The sequence below is a fragment of the Pseudochrobactrum saccharolyticum genome, assembly GCF_008801715.1.
In the GTDB taxonomy this organism is placed as follows: domain Bacteria; phylum Pseudomonadota; class Alphaproteobacteria; order Rhizobiales; family Rhizobiaceae; genus Pseudochrobactrum; species Pseudochrobactrum saccharolyticum.
Genome location: NZ_VZPG01000001.1, coordinates 1,183,687 through 1,207,960 on the forward strand (window position 1 = coordinate 1,183,687; position 24,274 = coordinate 1,207,960).

Annotated in this window: 21 protein-coding genes and 1 pseudogene; 20 read left to right on the forward strand and 2 right to left on the reverse strand. The window is 52.2% G+C overall.

From position 1 onward, the window contains the following. Nucleotides 1–70: 70 nt before the first annotated feature. The 4 genes from F7P81_RS05245 (at nt 71) to F7P81_RS05260 (ending at nt 4,932) form a co-directional block, all read left to right on the forward strand. Nucleotides 71–1,348: a CpaE/TadZ family protein gene (locus tag F7P81_RS05245; protein WP_151158779.1), complete on the forward strand. Its 1,278-nt coding sequence runs from the start codon at nt 71–73 to the stop codon at nt 1,346–1,348. Between the two features lie 22 nt (nt 1,349–1,370). Further along, nucleotides 1,371–2,834: a TadA family conjugal transfer-associated ATPase gene (locus F7P81_RS05250; protein WP_151158780.1), complete on the forward strand. Its 1,464-nt coding sequence runs from the start codon at nt 1,371–1,373 to the stop codon at nt 2,832–2,834. An 82-nt stretch (nt 2,835–2,916) separates the two neighbouring features. After that, on the forward strand, nt 2,917–3,921 hold the full coding sequence (locus tag F7P81_RS05255; protein ID WP_151158781.1) for a type II secretion system F family protein: 1,005 nt from the start codon (nt 2,917–2,919) through the stop codon (nt 3,919–3,921). Between the two features lie 12 nt (nt 3,922–3,933). Next, nucleotides 3,934–4,932 carry a type II secretion system F family protein gene (locus F7P81_RS05260; protein ID WP_151158782.1) on the forward strand — a complete coding sequence of 333 codons (999 nt, stop codon included), beginning with the start codon at nt 3,934–3,936 and terminating at the stop codon, nt 4,930–4,932. A gap of 70 nt (nt 4,933–5,002) precedes the next feature. Here the strand turns inward: F7P81_RS05260 and F7P81_RS05265 are convergent, their stop codons facing one another. Further along, nucleotides 5,003–5,842, reverse strand: coding sequence for a tetratricopeptide repeat protein (locus F7P81_RS05265; RefSeq protein ID WP_151158783.1), 840 nt, complete (start codon nt 5,840–5,842; stop codon nt 5,003–5,005). 178 nt (nt 5,843–6,020) lie between these two features. Between F7P81_RS05265 and F7P81_RS05270 the strand changes: the two genes are divergently transcribed. From F7P81_RS05270 to F7P81_RS05280, 3 genes are all read left to right on the forward strand, one after another. Then, nucleotides 6,021–7,439 carry a leucyl aminopeptidase family protein gene (locus tag F7P81_RS05270; protein WP_151158784.1) on the forward strand — a complete coding sequence of 473 codons (1,419 nt, stop codon included), beginning with the start codon at nt 6,021–6,023 and terminating at the stop codon, nt 7,437–7,439. A 108-nt stretch (nt 7,440–7,547) separates the two neighbouring features. Beyond that, a complete protein-coding gene (locus F7P81_RS05275; RefSeq protein ID WP_116088694.1) occupies nt 7,548–7,898 on the forward strand; it encodes a MarR family transcriptional regulator in 351 nt (116 codons plus the stop codon). Further along, complete coding sequence (locus tag F7P81_RS05280; protein WP_151158785.1) at nt 7,895–8,755, forward strand: C40 family peptidase; 861 nt, start codon at nt 7,895–7,897, stop codon at nt 8,753–8,755. Before F7P81_RS05275 ends, F7P81_RS05280 begins: the two co-directional genes overlap by 4 nt. 195 nt (nt 8,756–8,950) lie before the next feature. On the opposite strand, the gene F7P81_RS05285 is transcribed toward F7P81_RS05280, so the two are convergent. Continuing rightward, a complete protein-coding gene (locus tag F7P81_RS05285) occupies nt 8,951–9,952 on the reverse strand; it encodes a 2-hydroxyacid dehydrogenase (RefSeq protein ID WP_116088692.1) in 1,002 nt (333 codons plus the stop codon). Between the two features lie 214 nt (nt 9,953–10,166). Here F7P81_RS05285 and F7P81_RS05290 point away from each other — a divergent pair, with 214 nt between their 5' ends. The 13 genes and pseudogenes from F7P81_RS05290 to F7P81_RS17255 all read left to right on the forward strand — a co-directional run. Then, the gene (locus F7P81_RS05290; RefSeq protein ID WP_246176032.1) at nt 10,167–10,820 is read left to right on the forward strand and encodes an SH3 domain-containing protein; all 654 of its coding nucleotides are present in this window, start codon (nt 10,167–10,169) and stop codon (nt 10,818–10,820) included. A gap of 202 nt (nt 10,821–11,022) precedes the next feature. Further along, nucleotides 11,023–12,450 carry a tRNA (N6-isopentenyl adenosine(37)-C2)-methylthiotransferase MiaB gene (gene miaB / locus F7P81_RS05295; RefSeq protein ID WP_151158786.1) on the forward strand — a complete coding sequence of 476 codons (1,428 nt, stop codon included), beginning with the start codon at nt 11,023–11,025 and terminating at the stop codon, nt 12,448–12,450. A gap of 229 nt (nt 12,451–12,679) precedes the next feature. Further along, nucleotides 12,680–13,720, forward strand: a complete 1,041-nt coding sequence (locus tag F7P81_RS05300) for a PhoH family protein (RefSeq protein ID WP_151158991.1) — start codon at nt 12,680–12,682, stop codon at nt 13,718–13,720. Between the two features lie 93 nt (nt 13,721–13,813). Continuing rightward, nucleotides 13,814–14,323, forward strand: coding sequence for an rRNA maturation RNase YbeY (gene ybeY, locus F7P81_RS05305; RefSeq protein WP_022710346.1), 510 nt, complete (start codon nt 13,814–13,816; stop codon nt 14,321–14,323). Between the two features lie 2 nt (nt 14,324–14,325). Then, nucleotides 14,326–15,363: a hemolysin family protein gene (locus tag F7P81_RS05310; protein WP_022710347.1), complete on the forward strand. Its 1,038-nt coding sequence runs from the start codon at nt 14,326–14,328 to the stop codon at nt 15,361–15,363. Nucleotides 15,364–15,654: 291 nt separating this feature from the next. Continuing rightward, entirely contained in the window at nt 15,655–17,256 is a 1,602-nt protein-coding gene (gene lnt / locus F7P81_RS05315; RefSeq protein WP_246176033.1) for an apolipoprotein N-acyltransferase, read from the forward strand. A 139-nt stretch (nt 17,257–17,395) separates the two neighbouring features. Next, a complete protein-coding gene (locus F7P81_RS05320; RefSeq protein WP_151158787.1) occupies nt 17,396–17,809 on the forward strand; it encodes a helix-turn-helix domain-containing protein in 414 nt (137 codons plus the stop codon). Between the two features lie 384 nt (nt 17,810–18,193). Further along, nucleotides 18,194–19,459: a methionine adenosyltransferase gene (gene metK / locus F7P81_RS05325; protein WP_022711334.1), complete on the forward strand. Its 1,266-nt coding sequence runs from the start codon at nt 18,194–18,196 to the stop codon at nt 19,457–19,459. Nucleotides 19,460–19,653: 194 nt separating this feature from the next. Continuing rightward, nucleotides 19,654–20,370: a tRNA (guanine(46)-N(7))-methyltransferase TrmB gene (gene trmB, locus F7P81_RS05330; RefSeq protein WP_151158993.1), complete on the forward strand. Its 717-nt coding sequence runs from the start codon at nt 19,654–19,656 to the stop codon at nt 20,368–20,370. A 178-nt stretch (nt 20,371–20,548) separates the two neighbouring features. After that, nucleotides 20,549–21,226, forward strand: a complete 678-nt coding sequence (gene rimP, locus F7P81_RS05335) for a ribosome maturation factor RimP (RefSeq protein ID WP_151158788.1) — start codon at nt 20,549–20,551, stop codon at nt 21,224–21,226. 107 nt (nt 21,227–21,333) lie between these two features. Continuing rightward, nucleotides 21,334–22,947 (forward strand): transcription termination factor NusA, encoded by a 1,614-nt coding sequence (nusA, locus tag F7P81_RS05340; RefSeq protein WP_151158789.1) that lies wholly within the window; start codon nt 21,334–21,336, stop codon nt 22,945–22,947. Nucleotides 22,948–23,252: 305 nt separating this feature from the next. Beyond that, entirely contained in the window at nt 23,253–23,906 is a 654-nt protein-coding gene (locus F7P81_RS05345; protein WP_084664797.1) for an RNA-binding protein, read from the forward strand. Beyond that, a pseudogene (locus tag F7P81_RS17255) lies at nt 23,903–24,208 on the forward strand (translation initiation factor IF-2 associated domain-containing protein); the annotation flags it as partial. The gene F7P81_RS05345 and the pseudogene F7P81_RS17255, both read left to right, overlap by 4 nt. Between the last annotated feature and the right edge of the window lie 66 nt (nt 24,209–24,274).

A 24,274-nucleotide genomic window follows, 5' to 3' on the forward strand; every position in this document is an offset into this window, starting at 1 on the left:
AAACGAAATAATCCGGCTTACACGAGATTTCTGCAAACCGGGCATACAACTTTCAACAAAGGTCGTGATCGTGGAAAACAGTGTCACATCAACAATTATGCTTCAGGGTGAGGACGCGGATATAGCCCATATCCGCCCGCTGCCGCGCCTGAATATTGATGCGTTCTGTGAAACAGAAGCCGGCCTGTCTGTTTTGCAAGCCTGCTCTCAGGATCGGCGTCTCACACGCACCCGCTGGCACATCCGCTCCGGTGGCATTGGTGTGGCACTTGAAGCCTATCAAAGCACTTCCACGCCACATCTCATTATTCTTGAAAGTGCTGCTGGGCCAGATCAGTTGCTTGCAGATATAATGCAGCTTGCAGAAGTCTGTGACAGCGGAACCCGCGTTCTGATTATCGGCCGCAGCAACGAAGTCCGGCTGTATCGTGAACTGATCCGTAATGGCATTTCCGATTACCTTGTTTCTCCTGCAAGTCTGTCGGAAGTTATATCCGTACTGAATAACCTGTTTACAGATCCGGCTACTGCGCCCTCCGGCAGAAGTATTGCTGTCATTGGTGCTAAAGGTGGTGTTGGCTCATCCACTCTTGCTCATAACATCAGTTGGAGCCTTGCTAACCAGTTCAAACATGAGGTTGTGCTTGCCGATATGGATCTGCCATTCGGCACGGTCAATATTAATTTCGATCAGGATCCGACACTGGGGATTGCAGACGCGGTCTATGCACCGGAACGGGTGGATGAAGTCTATCTTGACCGTCTTCTGGCAGAGAGTTCAGAACATTTATCACTGCTGGCAGCACCATCAACCCTCGAAAAAACCTATGACTTTGATACGGAATCCTTTGTTTCTGTGATCGATGCGGCTCTGCGTACCACACAATTGCTGATACTCGACATACCGCATAACTGGAACAGCTGGACACGTACAACTTTGATGCGGGCTGACGAGATTATCATTGTTGCCACACCGGATTTAGCCAGTTTGCGTAATACCAAGAATTTGCTGGATACGCTGATTCTGCTGCGACCGAATGATAAGCCCGCACATCTTATTCTGAATCAGACCGGTGTACCGAAGCGTCCTGAAATTTCTGCTGCGGATTTCTGCTCACCGCTAAATATTAAACCTTTGGCTGTAATTGAATTTGATCCGCAGTTTTTCGGAACAGCGGCAAATAATGCCCATATGCTCGCAGAGGCCGATCCGAACCACAAGATTTCACAAAAAATCACTGAAATCGCACGAGAACTACTCGGTAAACATGATGCACCGGAGCAGCGCAAAAAAGCTAAACCGCTGGCCGGACTTCTCAGTAAGCTTAAGCGTAAAAAATCTGCCTGACGGACAAGGATAAACAACAGCCATGTTTGGAAAAAGAGGTGCAGCCTCCCCAACCACCGGTACTGTAAAACCTGCTGCTGCGACAGCCGGTCAGACAGCGAACTTGACTCCGCCTTCACAGGTCAACACGGCTGCACCTGCATCGGAAAAATCTGCGGCAAAAGCGGTAACGGCGCCGGCTGCCCGTGAAAAATCACAGGCTTATTACGATACGAAATCCCAAATCTTTGCAGCGCTGATTGATACAATCGACCTGTCGCAATTATCAAGAATGGATGCGGATGCCGCCCGTGATGATATACGCGAGATCGTCAATGATATTATCTCGATCAAGAATTTCGTTATGTCGATTGCCGAGCAGGAAGAATTGCTCGACGATATTTGCAACGATGTTCTGGGTTATGGGCCGCTGGAACCACTGCTGGCACGTGATGATATTGCCGATATCATGGTCAACAGTGCGCGCAAAACCTATATTGAAGTCAATGGCCGTGTGCAGGAAACCAATGTCCGTTTCCGCGATAATCAGCAATTGCTGAATATCTGCCAGCGTATTGTTTCTCAGGTCGGCCGCCGTGTTGATGAATCCAGCCCGATCTGTGACGCCCGTCTTCCGGACGGATCGCGTGTGAACGTTATCACTTCGCCGCTGGCTATTGATGGCACAGCTCTGACCATTCGTAAATTTAAAAAAGACAAACTGACTCTGGATCAGCTGGTCCGTTTCGGCAGTATTTCGCAGATGGGTTCGGAACTGCTGCAAATTATCGGCCGTGTGCGCTGCAATATCATTATTTCAGGTGGTACAGGTTCCGGTAAAACCACGCTTCTCAACTGTCTGACACGCTATATTGATGAAACTGAGCGTATCATTACCTGCGAAGATTCGGCGGAATTGCAATTACAGCAGCCCCATGTCGTTCGTCTGGAAACCCGCCCGCCCAATCTTGAAGGTGAAGGCGAGATCACCATGCGCGATCTGGTTAAAAACTGTCTGCGTATGCGTCCTGAGAGAATTATCGTCGGTGAAGTCCGTGGCCCTGAAGTTTTCGATCTGCTTCAGGCCATGAATACCGGCCATGACGGCTCCATGGGCACGATTCACTCCAACAGCCCGCGCGAATGTCTGAACCGTATGGAAGCCATGATTGCCATGGGCGGCTACACACTGCCGCAGCGCACCGTGCGTGAAATTATTGTCGGTTCCGTTGATGTGATTATTCAGGCGACACGCCTTCGTGACGGTACACGCCGCATTACACATGTGACGGAAGTGATCGGTATGGAAGGCGATGTCATCATCACGCAGGATCTGATGAATTTTGAGTTCCTCGGTGAAGACATTAACGGCAATATTATCGGGCGGCATGTATCAAGCGGTATCGGCCGGCCGGCCTTCTGGGAGCGGGCACGCTACTATAATGAAGATCAGCGACTGGCGACTATTCTGGATACTATGGAAGTTGCCGGTAGTCAGCAGATTTAAAAGAACGACAAAACACCGTCTGTATTCAATCTATTTATGTTCACAAGCATTTTATAATGTCAGGCACTGAAAGGGCATTCTTATGAACGGCACAACAATTCTGCTTGTTGTTCTGGCGGCAATTGCAGTCGCTGCCTTGCTTTATGCTATCTTTTTCGATCGCATCACCGCGGAAAAAAGTGGTCAAAAGCGCCTTGACGCAATTAAGAAAACCACAACAAGCCGCGCAGTCATGCGCTCAGAGCGTGAGAAAGCCAGCGAGGCACAAAAGCGCCGCCGTACCTTGCAGGACAATCTGGACGAACTTGACCGCCGCAACAAAGCGCAGAACAAAAATCAAAAAAAACCACCGCTGCGCATATTGCTGGCACAAGCAGGTCTCAACTGGAGCGCCCGTCAGTTTTATCTCATCAGTACGGCCAGTGCATTCATCTGTTTTCTGCTCGGGCTGATGGCTGGCATTCCTTTGATTATGTCGCCGCTAATAGCGCTGATCGGTTTTTTCGGCGTGCCGCGCTGGATCGTTTTGCATTTGCGCAAAAGGCGAATGAAGGCTTTCCTGAATGATTTTCCGAATGCGCTGGATGTCATTACTCGTTCTTTGCGCTCCGGTCTGCCTTTGAATGATAGTCTGCGCTTGCTGGCAAATGATGCGCCTTCTCCGGTCAAAGAGGAATTTCGCCGGATTGTTGAGTCTCAACAAATGGGTCTGACAATACCGGAAGCCGTTTCCAAAATGCCGGAAAACATGCCCTGCCCAGAAACAAATTTCTTTTCGATTGTGATTCAGATTCAGTCACAGGCTGGCGGCAACTTGTCTGAGGCTTTGGGTAATTTGTCGCGTGTTTTGCGCGATCGTAAAAAAATGGCAGCCAAAGTTCAGGCCATGTCACAGGAGGCAAAAGCTTCGGCGGCGATCATCGGAGCTTTGCCATTTTTGGTTGCCACCGGTATCTCATTCATGAACCCAGGCTATATCAACACACTATTCACCACATTCATCGGCAATGTTTTGCTTGTCATCTCAGTTGTCTTGTATTCGATTGGAATTTTCGTGATGAAAGTCATGATTAATTTCAAAATGTAAGCGGAGGTGGTCATGCGGGAATTTTTCGAAACCACTCTGTTTCAGCGACAAACACTCATCAGCATTTTTATTGTGTTTGCGATGTTCGCAACCGTAATGACACTGCTGCTCCCCTATTTTCAGCGTAATCCGTTAAAAAACCGGATGAAATCGGTTGCCCTTGAGCGTGAGGCCATTCGCGCCCGCGAAAGAGCACGGATGGCCAGCGAGAAAGAACGCGGCATCAGCCTGCGCCATCAGCAAAAAGCGGGTATTCGGAATTTCGTTGAAAAACTGGATCTTCGCCGCGCTCTGGCTGACGAAAAAACCGTTGCTTCGTTACGCCAAGCTGGTTTTCGCGGACAAAACCCGCTGAATATTTTTCTGTTCATGCGCTTCGTGCTGCCCTTTGTATTTCTGGGGCTGGCCATATTCATGATCTTCGGGCTTGGAATGCTGGCGCAGCAAACCACCTTTGTTCGTTTCTTAATCTGTATTCTGGCTGCTTATGCCGGTTTTTATGCACCGAACCTCTATGTCAGTAATATTGCAGCCAAGCGTCGTGAATCCATTACACTGGCCTGGCCGGATGCCCTCGACCTCATGCTGATCTGTGTTGAATCCGGCATGTCCACTGAAGCTGCTTTCCGCCGCGTTGCCGATGAAATCGGTATTCAGTCGGCAGATCTGGCTGAAGAACTCATGTTGACCAATGCGGAGCTGGCTTTTTTGCCGGAGCGTCGTCAGGCCTATGAAAATCTTGCCAGCCGCACCGGTATGGAAGCCATTAAATCCATGACACAGGCGCTGATTCAGGCTGAGCGTTATGGTACGCCGGTCGCAACGGCAATGCGCACACTTTCTCAGGAAAGTCGCGATATGCGCCTGATGGCCGCTGAAAAGAAAGCTGCAGGACTGCCACCAAAACTCACAGTACCAATGATCGTGTTTTTTCTGCCGGTTTTGTTTATTGTTATTATCGGCCCTGCTCTTATCCAGATTTTTGGTCCAGGCGGCATTGCAGGCAACTAAACAACATAAAACCCCTGCTTGAAGTATAATTCAGGCAGGGGTCATTTTTTAATCTGTAAATTTTCAGACTTTAAGCCTGTTTTTTAGAGCCCTGCTTTGCCAGCATTGAGCGCAAATAATCGGTATTGGCTTTTGCCTGCTCCGGTGACAATTCGCGGGAGGCAATGGTTTCTGCTTCCTGAAAGCGCCCCTGAAGGCCGACGACCAGCGCCAGATTTTGGCGGACACGGCTGTCACTGCCATTCGCAGTTGCCGCCTGACGCAGATATTTTTCAGCTGTTGGCAGATCACCGCTTAAGACATAAGACATTGCGAGATTGGAGAGGATTGAAGCCTCACCCGGCTTGATCTGCAGTGCTTTCTGATAGATTGCACGGGCATCCGCGGAATTGCCCTGCTGGTCGAGAATAGCCCCTTCCGCAGACAGCAAACGCCAGTCAGGATAATCCGGTGTCTGCGCACGGCGTACTGCATCCAGTGCCGCATCCAGCTCACCTGCACCGGCCAGAGCTTTGCCATAAGCCGCCAGAACCTGTTTATCTTTCGGCAATTGAATGGCAATTGCCCGCATCACAGCCAGCGACTGATCGCTGCGGCCAGCCATGCTCAGCACAGTCGCATAATTCAGAGCGGCCACTTTGCTGGTCGGATTCTTCTGATAATGCGCGCCATAGGTCTGAGCGGCCTGTGCGAGCTGCTGCGCATTCATTTGCTCAATGGAACGCTCAGCCTTGGTGCCGTTGCCTTTAGCAACCGAGCCGGTTGTGGTGCGGTCCACGCTGTTGCAACCGGCGAGTGCCAGTCCTGTTATGAAAAGAGCAGTGGTGAGTGTCAGAAAACGGCTTTTTCCGTAACGCAGGCCACGGCATGATTTATCCGGTTGTTCAAAAGCCAGCGCATTTTTCTGCATCAAACTGTCTCCATAAAATACGGTCGTTGAAAGCGCCTGAAATCAGTCCTCTGCATTAACCCGCGCTTCACCTGAATATGATAAAATCAATATTCCATTAACCCTAATAGAGAGTTAATTATTGAGCTGACATCAGCGACTCATGCCGCTCTCCTGAAAATAAATACCGGAAATCAATATGACCTCCCTGCCTCTTTCTGCGAACCGTGCTGCTCTTCTCGATCAACAGGCTGCGGACAGCCGCCCGATATGGCTGGTCACACCGGAGACACTGGCGAATGGTCAGTTTCCGCAAACTGTCCTCAACTGGGCAGCAGCCAATGCCTATAAAGGCAAAGCCGGACAATTACTGACACTGGCCAATGAACAGGGACAGATCAGCGGCGCTTTATTCGGCATTGAACCGGCGGACAAAGACAAGAGCAGCGAAGGTCGTCTGATCGGCGGCAAACTTGCCCGCCTCTTGCCTGCAGGCAACTGGCATATTGAAGGTAAAGCTGACCATGCGGAATTATTCGCGGTCAGCTTTTTGCTCGGCGGGTATCAGTTCAATCGCTATAAAAAAGACGCTTCTGCAGAAGAGCAGGGCAGCGTTTCGCTGTATATTTCCGGCCTGTCCGATCTGGCGGAAACCCGTCGTCTTGCCGATGCCAGCGCCATGACCCGCGATCTGATCAACACACCGACCAGTGATATGGGGCCGGACGCACTGGAACTGGCAGCCCGTAACCTTGCAACGGCTTATGGCGCGAAATTCACTGCTGTTATCGGTGATGATCTGCTGAAGCAAAACTTCCCGATGATCCATGCTGTCGGCCGTGCCAGCGATACTGCACCGCGCCTGATTGACTTCACTTGGGGCAAAGACAGCGATCCGAAAGTTACGCTGGTTGGCAAGGGCGTATGCTTTGATACCGGTGGTCTTGATATCAAAGCTGCCAGCGGCATGCTGCTGATGAAAAAAGATATGGGCGGTGCCGCCAATGTGCTGGGTCTGGCGCGTATGATTATGGATGCCAAACTGCCGGTGCGCCTGCGCGTGCTGATCCCAGCGGTTGAAAACTCCATTTCCGGTAATGCATTCCGCCCGAGTGATATTCTGACATCCCGTGAGGGACAGACGGTCGAAATCGGCAATACCGATGCGGAAGGCCGACTGGTTCTCGCCGATGCGCTGACCCTCGCCGATGAAGAAAATCCGGATCTCATCATCGACATGGCAACCCTGACCGGCGCTGCCCGTGTGGCACTGGGGCCTGACCTGCCGCCATTCTACAGTCATGATGAAGCTTTTGCTGCAAAAGTGGCAGAACAGGCGGCAGCACAGTCCGATCCGCTCTGGCGTATGCCGCTCTGGGCACCATATGAGGCCAAACTCGCCTCGAAAGTTGCGGACATTAACAATGTGACCACCGACGGTTTTGCCGGTTCTGTCACAGCAGCACTGTTCCTCTCGCGCTTCGTCAAAAATGCCAAAGTCTGGGGTCACTTCGACATTTACGGCTGGACACCGGTTGAGAAATCCGCAGCCACTGTCGGCGGTGCTGCACAGGGTATCCGCGCACTTTATCAGGTGATCAAACAACGCTATGTTTAAGCCTCTTGCAGGTTCAATTCAAAAGCAGTTGAATACGCTACACGTAAAGTAAACAAGCAGCCTGCCTGTACTCACGGGCAGGCCTTTCTCTTAAACAAGTGGCATTTCATGGCTGTCGAGTTAAAACCACTACAGGCGCTGACGCTGTTACAGACCGTTTCCCTGTCGCAGGTGCGTGACGAAACCCATGATCTGACATGGCGGCAAATGGCCATATTGCTGACAATCTATCTTGAAACACCGCCCCATACAGTGCGCGCGCTGGCCGCGCGTCTTGGTGTGACTAAACCTGTTATTACCCGTGCGCTGGATACGATGGGCACGATGGGGCTGGTCAGCCGCCATCGCGATCCGCAGGATCTGCGTAATGTCCTGATTAAACGAACTGTCAGCGGCGCGCTCTATGTTGAAAGACTAGGCGACCGCGTTATCTCCAAGTCCAGGGAATTGCCTTTATGACCCAGCCTGACCGTCGTCTCCATGCCTATCGCCCCGATCTGGCGGATAGTGCTTTACACGGAAAAGTCGATGCCGCCGCCTTTACAGAAGGCAAGCGCAAACGTGTAATCGTTCCCGTCAGCGATCTGCGCAGCAAGCCTGAACCTGCCAGCGGCCCGCAGAGCCAGATTCTCTATGGCGATGAAGTCACCGTTTTTGAGCAGGCGAATGGCTGGAGTTGGGTGCAAGCTGTGCGCGACGGCTATGTCGGCTATATGCCTGATAGCGAACTGGGTGAAATTAGCAATAAACCAACCCATCGTATCTGTGTGCCGCGCACTTTCATCTATTCCGGAGCTGATCTGCGTTTCCGTCATACCAGTGCTCTGTCCCTCGGCTCAGTCGTTGAGATCACCGAGTTCGTTGAAAACCGTGGTAGCCGTTACGGCATGCTGCCGGATGGCACTGCGATTTTCGCCAAGCATCTGCGGGCGATCAACGAGACTATTGCCGATTATGTCACCACAGCCGAAAGCCTGATTAACACGCCTTATCTCTGGGGTGGCACATCCGGTTTTGGCATTGATTGTTCAGGACTGGTGCAGCTTGCCATGCTGGATGCAGGGCGCGATGTGTTGCGCGATTCCGATATGCAGAGCGATCATCTGGGTGATGTGATTGAGGCCGGTAAGGATTATGCCAATTTGCAGCGTGGCGATCTAGTGTTCTGGCCGGGTCATGTGGCGATTATGGCAAGCCCCGATATGATGATCCATGCCAATGGCCATACCATGACCGTGGCCTATGAGCCGCTGCGTGAAGCAATTGAGCGAATTGCTTATTTGTATGACTTACCTAGCCATTTTAGGCGTCCATAATGAATTCTGTCTCTAGCGGGCTGCAAATGGCGCTTTCCTCGACTTCCGGTGCTCACGTATCTTTAATACGCTCCGCTCCGGTTCTCGGAGATCACCATTTTCACCACGCCATAACCAGAATTACCTCAGGGTTACGCGCAATAAGAATAAAAAAGCCGCCGGAATTTCCGGCGGCTTTTTTGTAAGCTCAATATTTCAAACCTTTGGCGGCAATACACGATCCGGTGTGCGGTGACCGTCCCAGAAGGCGCGGATATTGACGATGACTTTATCGCCCATATCAATACGCCCTTCCAGCGTGGCTGAGCCCATATGCGGCAGCATTACAACTTTGCCCTCCGAGGCCAGTTTCAGCAGGCGCGGATCAACCGCCGGATGCTGTTCAAACACATCAAGACCGGCACCCGCGAGCTTGCCCTGCTCAATCTGATGGATCAGCGCATTTTCATCAACAATCTCACCGCGTGACGTATTCACCAGATAAGCATTTGGCTGCATCAATTCGATGCGGCGCGCTGAAAGCAGATGAAATGTTGCCGGTGTTGAAGGGCAATTAACGGAAATAATATCCATCCGTGCCAGCATCTGGTCGAGGCTGTCCCAATAGGTGGCTTCCAGCTCTTCCTCAACCGCCGCATGAACCCGCTTGCGGTTGTGATAATGGATAGCAAGGCCGAAAGCCTTGGCGCGGCGTGCAACAGCAGTGCCGATACGCCCCATGCCGACAATACCGAGGCGCTTGCCCCAGATGCGCCGGCCAAGCATCCATGTCGGCGACCAGCCCGGCCATTCGCCGGAAGTGGAAAACACATTCGCACCCTGCACAAGACGACGCGGCACAGACAGAATCAGCCCCATTGCCATATCGGCGGTATCTTCTGTCAGAACATTCGGGGTATTGGTCACGGCGATGCCGCGCTTGGCAGCAGCGGTTACATCCACATTGTCCACACCATTGCCGAAATTGGCGATCAGTTTCAGATTGGGGCCTGCCTGCTCAATCAGTTCCGCATCAATCACATCGCGAATCGTCGGTACCAGCACATCGGCCTCGCGCATGGCCGCAGCCAGTTCCTCACGCGACATTTTATGATCATCAATATTCAGGCGCGCATCAAACAATTCGCGCATGCGCGTTTCAACAGGATCCGGTAATTTCCGGGTAATGACGACCAATGGTTTCTTTTTGCCCGACATTTCTACCCCTTTGATGTGTCGCGTTGAGACCTCCTTAACCAAGAAGGTGCAGAGTGCGGCATTGTCATGGTTCATACACTGTCTAGCAAGGCGGACGAACAAAGACAAAGAAAAAGCGCCGGTTCTGGTCTCCTAACGTCATATTGATCTTACAGACCAATCTTGCAAACCGTCGGGACAACTATACCAGAATATAAGCCGGTCAGGACTGCGAATGAAACAGCATATGCATAAAACAGAAAAATCAAATTTTTGTCTGTTACTGGCTATAGGTCTGTTTTCCTGCCTGTTTCTGCTGTCCCCTTTATCCGGCTCGCATCATGCCTATGCACAGGACGCTTCCGAAAGTGCAGAACCATCTTCCGCGGAAGAAGGTCCTTCCGGTGAAGATGCACCGAGCAAAGAAGCAACCTCATCTGCCAATCTGGGGCCAAGCGGCCTGCCGATCCCGCGTTTTGTCAGCCTGAAGCCTGCCCGTGTGAATATCCGTGTGGGTCCGGGGCGCGATTATGCAGTGTCATGGCTTTATACCAAATCGGGACTGCCGGTTGAGATCATTCAGGAATATGACAACTGGCGCCGTATCCGTGATGCTGACGGCACGGAAGGCTGGGTCTATCAGTCACTTCTGGCAGGCAAGCGCACCGCTATCGTTGCTCCGTGGGAGCGCGGCAAGGCGGATAATGTAATTGATCTTTACGCCAGCGCCAGCGACACATCCCGCGTTGTTGCCCGTGCTGAGGCAGGTGTCATCGCCACTATCCGTGAATGCACCGGCCAATGGTGTCAGCTCGAAACACAGGGCACACGCGGCTGGATCCGTCAGGGAAAAATCTGGGGTGCCTATCCGGATGAGGTTTTTGACTAGAGCATAATTCCTTAAACTTGGATCAGTTTAAGGTAAAATTATGCTCTAATTTTAAAATGTTAGACCGACCTTTATGTGCCAAGCTGGCACACGGCGCTCTAACCGGAGCATTGATCCGCTTTTAGAATATCTGGTCTTTCATGGTGTTTTGCGCGCATCTGTCCCCTTCTCAAGCTAAGGGAAAAGCGGTAAAAGCCGCGCCATGAAGGATCAAACAGCACCCAACCCGCATCATCCGGCCTCTGACACTCCGTTAAATGTCACTGCCTCCGGTAATAATCTGGCCAATAGCCGTAAGGTTTTTGTCAAAACCTATGGCTGCCAGATGAATGTCTATGACAGCCAGCGCATGGCCGACAGTCTGGCCGCAGAAGGTTATGTCACCACAGACAGCCCCGATGATGCGGATATGGTTTTGCTTAATACCTGCCACATCCGCGAAAAAGCTTCTGAAAAGCTCTATTCTGCGCTGGGTCGCCTGCGTAATTTGAAAAATAAGCGTCAGGCGGACGGCAAAGATCTGATTATCGGTGTTGCCGGTTGTGTGGCACAGGCGGAAGGCGATGAAATTCTGCGCCGTTCGCCGACTGTTGACCTTGTGGTCGGCCCGCAGACCTATCACCGCTTGCCGCAGGCGCTTGCTCAGGTGCGTGAAGGCCGTCAGGTTGTCGATACCGAATATGCAGTTGAAGACAAGTTTGAGCATCTGCCGCTTGCCAGCCGTGAACAGGTACGCAAACGTGGCGTTTCCGCATTTCTGACGGTGCAGGAAGGCTGCGATAAATTCTGCACCTTCTGCGTTGTGCCTTACACACGCGGTTCAGAGGTTTCGCGTTCCGTTGCCCAGATCATCAATGAAGCGACAAAGCTGGTTCAGGCTGGTGTGCGTGAACTGACCCTGCTTGGCCAGAATGTCAACGGCTGGCACGGCGCGGGCGATGACGGCCGCGAATGGGGCTTGGGAGAACTGCTCTATCGCTTAGCGGAAATTCCGGGCATTGCCCGTCTGCGTTACACGACCAGCCATCCGCGCGACATGGATGATGCACTGATCAATGCCCATCGCGATCTCGATATTCTGATGCCTTATCTGCATCTGCCGGTGCAGGCCGGTTCCGATCGTATTCTCAAAGCGATGAACCGCAAACATAAAGGCGAGGATTATATCCGCCTGATTGAGCGTATCCGTTCTGTGCGCCCTGATCTGGCACTGTCCGGCGACTTCATTGTCGGCTTCCCTGGTGAAACCGATGAGGATTTTGAGGACACGATGCGGCTCGTGCGCGAAGTGGGTTATGCGCAAGCCTATTCGTTCAAATATTCATCCCGCCCGGGCACTCCCGGTGCCGATCTGCCGGATCATGTGGAAGAATCCGTGAAGGACGAACGTCTGCAGCGTTTGCAGGCGCTGCTCAGCGAACAGCAATATGCATTTCAGAATAGTCTTGTCGGTACGGAAATGGATGTACTGCTTGAAAAGCCGGGACGTTTTGAAGGGCAGATGATCGGCCGTTCGCCATGGCTCATTCCGGTAATCATTGAAAATAATCCGGGTGAAGTCGGTGATATGATCCGCGTACGCGTCAATTCCACCGGCACCAACAGCCTTGTCGCCGAGAAATTAGCTTAAATAACGTTCGCCTTTGTCCGGCTCTGCTTTCCCGCGTGACAGTGTCATTAATCTGTACCATAATCGTGTCAGATATGATCCGTCACGGCGGATCAGCGCACTGACAATTAAATAAAGCTAAACCGCAATCAAGGAGAGCCGGTTGAACGTCACCACGGGCAAACAGGTTAGCAAAGAACTGAAAAAACCCGCCACCACAATCCCTGCTCTGCAGGATGGCGCTTCTGATATGGCTCATATAGTCCTCGATTTTGACAGCAACCGGCTGGCGAGTGCGCTGTTTGGCCAATTCGACGAGAATCTCGCTTATATTGAGCAAAAACTTGGTGTTGATGTCCGCTCCAAAGGCAATCAACTGATCCTGCGCGGTGAAGCAACCGCCACAGCACAGGCGCGGATGGCACTGGATCACCTCTATTCGCTTTTGCAAAAAGGTCATGACCTGAGCAAATCCGATGTCGATGGTGCCTTGCGCATGGCTGCAACTGCAACGCCGGTGCGTGATGACCAGTTGTGCCTGCCAACCCTTGAAACCAAAACCCGCCTTTCCGCGGCACAAATCTCCACACGCAAAAAGACCATCTTTGCCCGCACGCCGACGCAGGATGCCTATATGCGTGCGATGGAGCGCTCGGAACTGGTTTTCGGCACCGGCCCTGCCGGTACCGGTAAAACCTATCTCGCTGTTGCCCATGCGGCCATGCTGCTGGAGCGCGGACTGGTTGAGCGGATTGTGTTATCCCGCCCTGCAGTTGAAGCCGGTGAACGGCTCGGCTTTTTGCCCGGCGACATGAAAGAGAAGGTCGATCCTTATCTGCGCCCGCTCTATGATGCGCTTTATGACATGATCCCTGCGGATAAAGTCGAGCGAGCACTGGCCGCCGGTGTGATTGAAATTGCGCCTCTGGCCTTCATGCGCGGCCGTACACTGGCACATGCGGCCGTTATTCTCGACGAGGCGCAGAACACCACATCCATGCAGATGAAAATGTTCCTGACCCGTCTGGGTGAAGGATCACGCATGATCGTTACCGGTGATCCAAGCCAGATCGATCTGCCCACCGGTCAGAAATCCGGCCTTGTGGAAGCGCTGGAGATTTTGGGCGATGTTGAAAACATTGTCACTGTGCGCTTCAGCGACAAAGATGTGGTGCGCCACCCGATGGTTGCAGCTATTGTCCGCGCCTATGAAAAGCGCGGTGCGGCCAAAACGCTGAAACATCATAAAGTTAGTGTGACTGAGGGTGAAAACACGCCTTCGGAAACCTAAATAGGTTTTTAGATTACAAACTGACTTTTATAACAGCCCGTCTCTTTGCAGGCGGGCTGTTGTCTTAACAATAAACCGGTTCACGAAACAAAAATGATTACAATCGACATTCTCATTGAAAGTTCTCTTTGGGAAACCCCGTCGGGGGACGACAATGAAACCTATGAAACGCTTGCCCGATCCTGTGTCGATGCCGTCTGGGCGCGGCTTGAACTGCCGCAGCAAGAGACCGAGCTCAGCCTCGTTCTGACCGACGATGCCTCGATCCGCACGATTAATGCGCAATGGCGCAATAAAGACAAAGCCACCAATGTGCTGTCTTTTCCGGCCTTTGACATCGCGCCGGGCGATGCTCCGGGGCCGATGCTCGGCGATATTATTATTGCGCGGGAAACTGTCGAACGTGAAGCTCTTGAAGAAAACAAAAGCTTTAATCAGCACCTGCATCACATGATCGTGCATGGCCTGCTGCATCTGCTGGGTTACGATCATGAAGATGATGAGGAAGCAGAAGAAATGGAGGGACTGGAGCGCGAAATTCTTCATGCTCTTGCCATACCTGATCCTTATACTGTACATTCAACCGATAATGAAAACGATTGACCATGGCTGATCAGACTAATCACAATTCTTCAACGGGCGCTGTTCACAGCGACGCCGTTTCTCAGAACGATCCGGAAGCGCAGAGTACGGGGCAAAATCCTGCACGAGCGGCAGGATCTGAAAAACGCTCACTCCTTTCCGGATTATTTCCGTTTCTCCGTTCGCGCCAGACCAGCTCGATCCGCGAAGATCTGACGGATGCGCTGTCCGATGATGCGAACAGCGACACAGCTTTTTCTGCCGAAGAAAAGGCAATGCTCAACAACATTCTGCGCCTGCGGGAACTTCGCGTCGATGACGTGATGATCAGCCGCGCTGATATTGAAGCTATCGAATATTCAACACCGCTGGGTGAATTGCTGGAGCTGTTTGAGTCCTCCGGCCATTCCCGTATGCCGGTTTATGTTGAGACGCTCGATGATGCGCGCGGCATGATCCATATCCGCGATGTTCTCAACTACATCACCCGCATGAGCAGGCAACAGCCTGCCGGTTCAGAACAGCCAGCCGCTGCCAAGCGCTATGATCTGTCCAAAATTGATCTCACAACACCGATCAATGAACTGAACCTGATGCGCAAGGTGCTGTTCGTCCCCTCCTCCATGCTGGCCAGCAGCCTGATGGCGCGTATGCAGGCGAGCCATATTCAGATGGCGCTGGTGATCGACGAATATGGCGGCACAGACGGCCTCGTCTCGCTGGAAGACATTGTTGAAATGGTTGTCGGCGATATTGAAGACGAACATGACGACGAAGAATTGTCCCTGATCCGCAATCCGGACGGCTCTTATACTGTTGATGCCCGTGCGGAACTGGAAGAGCTGGAACAACTGATCGGCGCAGGCTTTACGCAGGGCGAAGACAGTGAAGATGTGGATACGCTCGGCGGTCTCATCATCTCGGCTCTGGATCATATTCCGGAAACCGGCGCGATCATTGATGTGTTGCCTGCCTACGAACTGGAAGTGCTGGAAGCCGATTCACGGCGCATCCATAAAGTGCGCATCACGCCGCGAAACGGGGATTATTTCCAAGGCTAGAGCGGTTTACGTCCAGATTGGATCATAGCGCTCGCTCTAGATTCTTTATTTGGTCGCATTATCACGGGCGTCAAGTTGATCCAACTTAACTGTGAAATGCTCTAACAGCATCACAATCTATTAAAACACCGCCGCAACCGGCGGTGTTTTTTTTATCGCTGTATTCTCTTCTCAGTTTTTCTTAATCTTCGGCTCATAAACTGAGTAGAGCGCCGCGTGCCCTTTTGGACACTCAAAACTCGCTCTACACTTTATACTTGCAGCCTTATCCCCATTGAGAGACCGAATATAGTGAGCAGCCTTTATCTCCGCCTGACTGAAAACCTCACCGGCTGGCGTAGAGCGCTCCTGACCATTCTCGCCGGTGCAAGTGTCACGCTGGCATTGCCGCCTTTTGATTTTTTGCCCGCAGGATTTATCGGTTTTCCGCTGCTGGTGCTGCTGATTGACAGTTCTGGCACAACAACCGCAACCGGATGGAAGCGCCTGCTCCCTGCTTTTCGCACCGGCTGGTTGTTTGGTTTCGGATATTTTCTCGCCGGTCTCTGGTGGATCGGCATGGCGTTGCTGGTGGATGCCGAAAATTTCGCCTGGGCATTACCATTCGCTATTCTCGGCCTGCCTGCCTTTCTGGCGTTTTTCTTCGCTTTTGCTGCGGCATTTGCACGGATATTCTGGGGCGCCGGTCTCATTCGTATTCTGGTGCTGGCCATCGCACTCGGCGTTACAGAATGGCTGCGCGCCTTCATTCTCACCGGTTTTCCATGGAATGCGCTCGGCTATATGCTGATGCCGACACCACTGTTGATGCAGTCAGTTACGATTACCGGCCTCTATGGCATGAATATTCTTGCTGTGGTGATTTTCGCCATGCCCGCTCTATTGTTTGGCAATAAACGTCAGCGCTATGGCTGGCGTAGCGGATTAATTGCCGCCAGCGCCTTGCTGATTGCCCATACCGGTTATGGCGCATGGCGCTTACAGCAGGCACCGGCCTTGTCAGAGCAAGGCGCTGATGCACCTGTCATCCGTTTGGTTCAGGCCTCCATTGCACAGGATGCCAAATGGGATAATCAGCTGCGCCGCGCGATTTTCGACAAGCATCTTGATCTCAGCACCCGCCCGCCTGCCAATGGCGAGCCGGTGCCTGATGTGATTATCTGGCCGGAAACCTCCGTTCCCTATGTGCTGCCACAGGTCGAGGAAGCCTTGAGTGCCATCGGCAAGGCACTTCAGCCGAATCAAATGCTGCTGGCCGGAGCGGTGCGCGGTGAAGGAGAAGATCTCTCCGCCTATTATAACAGTATTTTCGCGGTGAATGCCGCCGGTCAGGTGACCGCAACTGCTGACAAGGTTCATCTTGTACCATTCGGTGAATATCTGCCGCTGGAAGGTCTGCTGCGCTCTGTCGGCATGCAGGAAGTGGTGGAATTACCCGGCGGCTTTACCGCAGCACCGGCGCGCCATGCCCTCACTGTCAGCCCGAGCCTGACCCTGCTGCCCTTGATCTGCTATGAGGCGATTTTCCCGTCCGAGCTTGGCTATCAGGGTAAGAGTGTTGATGCGATCATCAATATTACCAATGACGCATGGTACGGCAATACGCCGGGGCCTTATCAGCATTTCCGGCAGGCGCAATTGCGCGCTGTAGAACAGGGACTGCCTTTGCTGCGCGCAGCCAATAACGGTATTTCAGCAATTACCGATTCTTACGGTCGAATCACCAAACATCTCAACCTGAATGAAGTCGGATTTATTGATGGCCGTCTGCCACCAAAAGCGACAGGCTTCTGGCGCAAACCGGCAGGAGAAACACAGTTCTTCACACTTCTGTTCATCTTGCTCGTAATTTCATGTGGTTTACATGCCATCCGTACCGAGCGTTTCGGTTGACATCATATTTTTGATGTTATGATATACACATGAAACTGATGAAATTTCAGATGAACCCTATAATTCTCCGAAAAATATGCTGATTTAAGCAAACCATTTTTCATCAAGGAAAGCTCGCATAAGCGAGGAGCATTTGTGAATGACTGAGAATAAAAAGAAACCCAATCCCATTGATGTTCATGTGGGCAGCCGCATCCGGTTGCGCCGGAACATGCTTGGCCTCAGTCAGGAAAAACTCGGTGAAAATCTCGGTATTACCTTCCAGCAGATTCAAAAATATGAAAAAGGCACCAACCGCGTCGGTGCCAGCCGCCTGCAAGCCATTTCATCCATATTGAGTGTACCGGTTGCCTTCTTTTTTGAAGATGCACCGGAACAGGCCGGACAGCAGAACAGCGGTTTTGCGGAAGACAACGAAACAACCTATGTTGTTGATTTTCTTCAGACAAATGAAGGCGTGCAGTTGACACGTTATTTTACAAAAATCACTGATCCGAAAGTGCGCCGTAAAATCATTGATCTGGTAAAAACCCTTGCCAATGATGATGATTAATCTCTGAAGCGCCAGAGGCGCGAATTCGGTAAAAACAGAATCCCTGAAACTGCCCTATCCTATTGTTTTGTCGCATTATAGCAGGCGCTTAATGCGACAATTTGGCAGCTTCTTGCGTTAAATCTCGCACATAAACACATGCAGATAGTTGTATATCTTGTCATTTCGTGCTGATTATACGCGCAAATAACGTCTGATTTCTTTATAGAGCGATTGCTTCACTTTCATTCCGTAGCAGACAGGCTTTTCTGAAAGCGGCCTGAAACGGTTTGAAAACGGCGCGCAATGAATTATCAGCAGTTCGTGCGCAGAAATGCACAATGCTGAAAGCAACTGTTTCTCCGGAGAGTACAATGCTCCGCAGATTTTCAAGAGGGGTTTCCCGTGTCACGCAGTTCATATCTTTTCACCAGTGAATCGGTATCCGAAGGTCATCCGGATAAGGTTTGCGATCGTATTTCCGATGAAATCGTAGACATGATCTACAAGGAAGCACGTAAAACCGGTGTTGATCCGTGGTCTGTACGTATTGCCTGTGAAACCCTTGCCACTACCAACCGCGTCGTGATTGCCGGTGAAGTGCGTGTGCCGGACACATTCCTGAAAAAAGACAAAGCCGGTGAAATTCTGCTTGATGCCAAAGGTCATAAGCAGATCAACCCTTCCCGCTTCCGTTCTGCTGCCCGCAAAGCCATCCGTGAAATCGGTTATGAACAGGAAGGCTTCAACTGGCGCAATGTGAAAATCGACGTGCTGCTGCATCCGCAATCGGCGGATATTGCGCAGGGCGTTGATAATGCTGCCGACCGTCAGGGTGAAGAAGGTGCGGGCGATCAGGGCATCATGTTCGGTTATGCCTGCCGCGAAACACCGGATCTGATGCCGGCGCCAATCTATTACGCGCATAAAATTCTTGAGCTGCTCTCCGCTGCCCGCCACAAAGGCGAAGGCGATTATGGCAAGCTCGGCCCTGATGCCAAAAGTCAGGTCACAGTGCGCTATGCCGATGGCAAGCCTGCGGAAGTCACACAGATTGTGTTGTCAACCCAGCATCTGGATGCCTCATGGGATTCCGCAAAAGTCCGTCAGGTCGTTGAGCCGGTGATCCGCGAAGCGCTCGGTGATCTGCCGATTGCTGCGAACTGCAACTGGTACATCAATCCAACCGGTAAATTCGTCATCGGCGGACCGGACGGTGATGCCGGTCTGACCGGACGTAAGATCATTGTTGATACTTACGGCGGTGCAGCCCCGCATGGCGGCGGCGCATTCTCCGGCAAGGACACGACCAAGGTTGACCGCTCCGCAGCCTATGCCGCGCGTTATCTGGCCAAGAATGTGATTGCTGCCGGTCTTGCCGACCGCTGCACCATTCAGCTGTCCTATGCGATCGGTGTTGCCCAGCCGCTCTCGGTCTATGTTGACCTGCACGGCACCGGCAAAGTCGCCGAGAGCGATGTGGAAACAGCGTTGCGTCAGGTCATGGATCTGTCGCCAACCGGCATCCGCAAACATCTCGACCTTAACAAACCGATCTATGCCAAGACCGCATCCTATGGCCATTTCGGCCGCAAAGCCGGTCGCGACGGCTCTTTCTCATGGGAAAAGACAGATCTGGTCAAAGCACTGAAAGCTGCGCTTAAGGTCTGATTTCATTCTCAATATTCCGGATTTCAGGGCACCATGTTTCTCTCATGGTGCCCTGTTTCTTTAACAGCCACACAAAAATCAGTAGACTTTCCGTCGCTGATTATGTGTAAAGCGGCTTATTCCGATTATCTGAACCATAAAGAAACGTGCCGATGTCTGATACTGAACGCAACTGTGATCTCAAGGATGAAGCCATGAGCGCAGAGTCCTCTGAACAACAGCCACGCGGCTCACGTGCGACGGAAGCTTTTTATGGCCGCCGTAACGGCAAACCGTTGCGCCCGCATCAGCGTTTTCTGCGCGAAGACCTGTTGCCGCAGCTCAAACTCGATCTCCTTAGCCCTGCGCCGCAGGATCTGCGCACGCTGTTTATGGCCGATGTTTCAAAAGTGCGTATGGAAATCGGTTTCGGCGGCGGCGAGCATCTTGTACATGAAGCCACCCGCAAACCGGAAGCCGGTTTTATCGGCGTTGAGCCTTTCGTCAACGGTATGGCGAAAATGCTTGGCGCACAGGATGCCAATCCGCTGCCGAACCTGCGTCTCTATGATGACGATGCAACGCTGGTGCTGGATTGGCTGCCGGATGCATCGCTCGACGGCATTGATCTGTTTTATCCTGATCCGTGGCCGAAAAAGAAACATTGGAAGCGCCGTTTTGTCAGCCAGAAAAACCTCAGCCGCTTCGCCCGCGTGCTGAAGCCCGGCGCTTTGTTTCGCTTTGCCTCCGACATTGATACTTATGTCAACTGGACACTGCAGCATTGCCACGACCATGGTGCGCTTGAATGGCAGGCACAAAGTGCTGCCGACTGGCACACACCTTATGAAGCATGGCCGGGTACACGCTATGAAGCCAAAGCTTTCCGTGAAGGCCGTCAGGCTGCTTACCTTACCTTTATCAGACGATAATTCGTCCTCAAGGACAAGGCTTGTCACAGGCGGCTTTTTTCTGTATAGTTGCCTCAAATTCTTGGTCGGTAGAACAAGAGTGGGTCCCACCGGTCCCGCTCTTTTTTGTTTGGTACACACTGAAAACTGAGCAGACTGCCGCCGGAAATCCTATTGCACGTATTTTAAGGAATACAGGGTGAACGAACAAACACAACAGGACCATATCATTACAGCGCTTGACGCGACACAGGATGAACCACGCATTATCCGTGAAACGGGTATTGATGCAAAAGTGGCATCGCTGATCGAACCTGCGATTAATGCTGCGGGTTTCCGTCTTGTGCGCGTGCGTCTTTCCGGCCTCAACGGCCTCACCCTGCAGATTATGGCTGAGCGTCCGGACGGCACCATGACCGTGGAAGATTGCGAAATTGTCAGCCGTACCGTTTCTCCGGTTCTTGATGTTGAAGATCCGATTGACGGCAAATATCACCTTGAAATTTCTTCACCGGGCATTGACCGCCCGATGGTGCGCAAATCTGACTTTTCCAACTGGCAGGGTCATATTGCCAAACTCGAAACCTCGATGCTGCATGATAACCGCAAAAAATTCCGCGGCCGCATCATCAAGGTTGAAGATGAAACTGTCACTCTCGAAACCGATCAGGCCACTTACGGCGCGGAAGCTCAGACCACAATTCCTTTTGAGCTGATCGCTGACGCAAGACTGATCCTGACCGATGATCTGATCCGTGATGCGCTGCGCAAAGACAAAGCTCTGCGCGAAGGCCGTATTCCGGGCGACGAATTGAGTGATGAATTCAATCTGGACAGCGGCAAAGCCGATGCTCCGGAGAGCGATAAAGACAACTAAGCATTTCACAGGCGAATGACTTCATTTGCTTGTCATGATAATGCGACAAAACAAAAAAGCTTTCGCACCCAGAAGCAAAAAACGGGTGCTGCACCAAGGAGAGACCAATGGCAGTCAGTGCAAACAGGCTAGAGCTTCTTCAGATCGCTGATGCGGTTGCGCGCGAAAAATCCATTGACCGCGAGATCGTGATTGCAGCGATGGCCGATGCCATTCAGAAAGCTGCCCGCTCCCGTTATGGTCTGGAAACCAATATCCGCGCGGATATCAATTCCAAGAGCGGTGAAATCAAGCTGCAGCGCCTGCTTGAAGTGGTTGAAACTGTAGAAGATTACGCCACACAGATCGCTCTGGAATCCGCACGTGAACGCAATCCGGATGCACAAGTAGGCGATTTCCTTGCCGACCAGCTGCCGCCAATGGATTTCGGCCGTATTGCTGCCCAGTCCGCCAAACAGGTAATCGTACAGAAAGTGCGTGAAGCCGAGCGTGACCGCCAGTATGACGAATTCAAAGACCGTCTGGGTGAAATCATCAATGGTACTGTCAAGCGCGTTGAATATGGCAATGTGGTTGTTGATCTCGGCCGCGGTGAAGCCATTGTCCGCCGTGACGAACTGATCCCACGTGAAGCATTCCGCTACGGCGACCGCATCCGCGCTTATGTCTATGATGTCCGTCGCGAACAGCGCGGCCCGCAGGTTTTCCTGTCGCGTACCCATCCGCAGTTCATGGCGAAACTCTTCACCATGGAAGTGCCGGAAATCTACGACGGCATTATTGAAATCAAATCGGTTGCCCGTGATCCGGGTTCACGCGCCAAAATGGCCGTTGTGTCCCGTGACAGCTCGATTGATCCTGTCGGTGCCTGCGTTGGTATGCGCGGTTCCCGCGTTCAGGCCGTTGTCGGCGAATTGCAGGGCGAAAAGATCGACATTATTCCTTGGTCACCGGATGCAGCGACTTTCATCGTTAACGCCTTGCAGCCAGCGGAAGTGGCCAAGGTTGTTCTGGATGAAGATGCAGAACGTATCGAAGTTGTTGTGCCTGACGATCAGCTGTCGCTGGCCATCGGCCGTCGCGGTCAGAATGTACGCCTTGCCTCGCAGCTGACCGGCTGGGACATCGATATTATGACGGAAAACGAAGAATCCGAACGCCGCCAGAAAGAATTCACAGAACGCTCTGCTTTGTTCATGGAAGCGCTGAATGTGGATGAAATGGTTGGTCAGGTTCTAGCTTCCGAAGGTTTCGGTTCGGTTGAAGAAATCGCCTATGTCGAAAGCGACGAAATCGCTTCGATCGATGGTTTCGATGCTGATACTGCTGCTGAAATTCAGGATCGTGCGAAAGAATATCTGGATCGTCTCGAAAGCGATCTGAATGACCGTCGTCTCGAACTGGGCGTCAGCGACGAACTGCGCGATGTACCGGGTCTGACCAGTGCAATGCTTGTTGCAGTCGGTGAAGACGGCGTGAAGACCATGGATGATTTTGCCGGTTATGCGGTGGATGATCTCGTGGGCTGGCGCGAGCGTAAAGACGGCGAAACTGTTACTCATGCCGGTGTTCTGACACCGTTTGAAGTTTCCCGCACAGACGCAGAGCAGATGGTTCTCGCAGCCCGCCTTAAAGCAGGCTGGATTACAGAAGATCAGCTGGAAGAAGCTGCCAATGAGCTGGCTTCGACAAGCGATGATGAAGAGCAGGCAGATGCTTAATCAGCATCTTGCAACTGCCGCTCGCGCGGGCGGATTTTGATGTCCGCGCATCGGCATCTACAGCAATTTCAGGAAAAGTGGAAACCGGTTTTCCGTCCGAAATTGCGTCATAAAAACGGAAATAATGCCTGTGTCAGCTTTTTTGATACAGGCCTGTTTTCCGACAAACTGCATACAGCCGGAACCGCTCGGTTTACGGCTGTCTTGCGCACACATATTGCAGGGCTTCTTGCCCTTGCACTCATATTAAAGTAGAAAACAGTTCCTCTCCACCGGCGCTGTTTTCGAGCGAAGTGGAGTTCTGGTTGAAACCGGATAAAAACGACAGGACCTGTATTGTTACGCGCGAGAGCGGCCCGGCTGTAGATCTCATCCGGTTTGTGGCTGCACCCGACGGTAGTGTTGTACCGGATCTGAAGCGCAATTTACCCGGACGCGGATGCTGGATTAAAGCAGAACGGCATATTGTTGATGAAGCGGTTAAACGCAAACTGCTGCCCCGCGCACTGAAAACGCAAGTTTCGGTGCCGGCGGATTTAGGCTCTCTGGTCGACAGGCTATTGACAAAATCCGCGCTGGGCAGTCTAGCACTGGCCAGAAAGTCCGGTGCTGTGGTGACAGGATCGGCGAAAGTTGATTCTGCTGTGCGTACCGGCCGCGTTACAATGGTGCTTCATGCGACAACAGCGGCTCCCGACGGCATCCGAAAGCTGGATCAGGCGCGTCATGCGAGGAAGATGGCAACCGGAGCAGATATTAAAGCCTATTCCCTTTTTACAGGGGATGAAATGGATTTGGCATTTGGCGGCGGAAATGTAATACATGCCGCCGTGATTGAAGGAACGGCAGCAACCGGGTTCGTCACGCGGGCGCTTCAGCTGCATAAATATCGCGGCGAGAGCGCAGCGAACTTGGAAAATCTGGCAGCCACTGCTGCGAAGGAAACGGAATCAGAATGAGCGACAGTAATTCAAACGACGACAAGACGCTGAGCGTCGACACAAAAAAGACGCTGACCATCAAGCGGCCAGGAGTCGAACAGAGCACTGTACGGCAAAATTTCAGCCACGGACGCAGCAAGTCGGTTGTTGTTGAGACGAAAAAACGTAAGTTTACCCGTCCTGACGAAAAACCTGAAGCTGCAGCCGCTCCGGCTCCTGTTCAGCCAGTTGCACCGGCTCCGACACCGGCACAAGCTGCTCCTGCTCCGGTTGCTGAAAAGCCGGCCGTGATTGCAGATGCGCCTAAGCCTGCACCTGTTACAGAAACTGCTGCGCCTGTTGCAAAAACAGAAAGCGCACCGGTTGCTCCGCAGGCTGCCAAGCCT

Excerpts from the sequence above, each read along its gene's own strand:
- F7P81_RS05250 (WP_151158780.1), top strand. The coding sequence starts at position 1,371 with ATGTTTGGAAAAAGAGGTGCAGCCTCCCCAACCACCGGTACTGTAAAA.
- F7P81_RS05255 (WP_151158781.1), top strand. The coding sequence starts at position 2,917 with ATGAACGGCACAACAATTCTGCTTGTTGTTCTGGCGGCAATTGCAGTC.
- F7P81_RS05260 (WP_151158782.1), top strand. The coding sequence starts at position 3,934 with ATGCGGGAATTTTTCGAAACCACTCTGTTTCAGCGACAAACACTCATC.
- F7P81_RS05265 (WP_151158783.1), bottom strand. The coding sequence starts at position 5,842 with ATGCAGAAAAATGCGCTGGCTTTTGAACAACCGGATAAATCATGCCGT.
- F7P81_RS05270 (WP_151158784.1), top strand. The coding sequence starts at position 6,021 with ATGACCTCCCTGCCTCTTTCTGCGAACCGTGCTGCTCTTCTCGATCAA.
- F7P81_RS05275 (WP_116088694.1), top strand. The coding sequence starts at position 7,548 with ATGGCTGTCGAGTTAAAACCACTACAGGCGCTGACGCTGTTACAGACC.
- F7P81_RS05280 (WP_151158785.1), top strand. The coding sequence starts at position 7,895 with ATGACCCAGCCTGACCGTCGTCTCCATGCCTATCGCCCCGATCTGGCG.
- F7P81_RS05285 (WP_116088692.1), bottom strand. The coding sequence starts at position 9,952 with ATGTCGGGCAAAAAGAAACCATTGGTCGTCATTACCCGGAAATTACCG.
- F7P81_RS05290 (WP_246176032.1), top strand. The coding sequence starts at position 10,167 with ATGAAACAGCATATGCATAAAACAGAAAAATCAAATTTTTGTCTGTTA.
- miaB (WP_151158786.1), top strand. The coding sequence starts at position 11,023 with ATGAAGGATCAAACAGCACCCAACCCGCATCATCCGGCCTCTGACACT.
- F7P81_RS05300 (WP_151158991.1), top strand. The coding sequence starts at position 12,680 with ATGGCTCATATAGTCCTCGATTTTGACAGCAACCGGCTGGCGAGTGCG.
- ybeY (WP_022710346.1), top strand. The coding sequence starts at position 13,814 with ATGATTACAATCGACATTCTCATTGAAAGTTCTCTTTGGGAAACCCCG.
- F7P81_RS05310 (WP_022710347.1), top strand. The coding sequence starts at position 14,326 with ATGGCTGATCAGACTAATCACAATTCTTCAACGGGCGCTGTTCACAGC.
- F7P81_RS05320 (WP_151158787.1), top strand. The coding sequence starts at position 17,396 with ATGACTGAGAATAAAAAGAAACCCAATCCCATTGATGTTCATGTGGGC.
- trmB (WP_151158993.1), top strand. The coding sequence starts at position 19,654 with ATGAGCGCAGAGTCCTCTGAACAACAGCCACGCGGCTCACGTGCGACG.
- nusA (WP_151158789.1), top strand. The coding sequence starts at position 21,334 with ATGGCAGTCAGTGCAAACAGGCTAGAGCTTCTTCAGATCGCTGATGCG.